1 pseudogene is annotated in these 338 nt (G+C 54.1%); it reads left to right on the forward strand.

Annotation, left to right across the window (positions count from 1 at the left end):
• Positions 1-338 (forward strand): annotated as a pseudogene (locus I656_RS0117395) (IS4 family transposase); the annotation flags it as partial.

Below are 338 nucleotides of genomic sequence, written 5' to 3' on the forward strand. Positions count from 1 at the left end.
GATTGCCGAAGCGGTTGGGTATCGTGATTCGTCTCGAACCTTTACGTTGCGCGAGTTGATTCACTTCTTCCTGCTGGCCGCCATGCATCAATGGAAAAGCTTTCGCCACGGAGCCGATGTGGGGCCTCTGTATGGATTGCCGCGATTCCATTATTCAACTGTATCCAAGAAAGCGAAAGAAGTTCCCTATGACATCATGAAACGCTTGTTGGCGTTGATCATTTCCAAGTGCAACCGCCAAACCCGCCGCTCGCTTCGGTTTCCCAAACCGCTTCGGGTGGTGGATTCGACGACCGTCACGGTCGGGAAAAACCGCCTGCCATGGGCGCCGTATCACG

The sequence above is a fragment of the Geobacillus sp. WSUCF1 genome (assembly GCF_000422025.1).
Taxonomy (GTDB): domain Bacteria; phylum Bacillota; class Bacilli; order Bacillales; family Anoxybacillaceae; genus Geobacillus; species Geobacillus zalihae.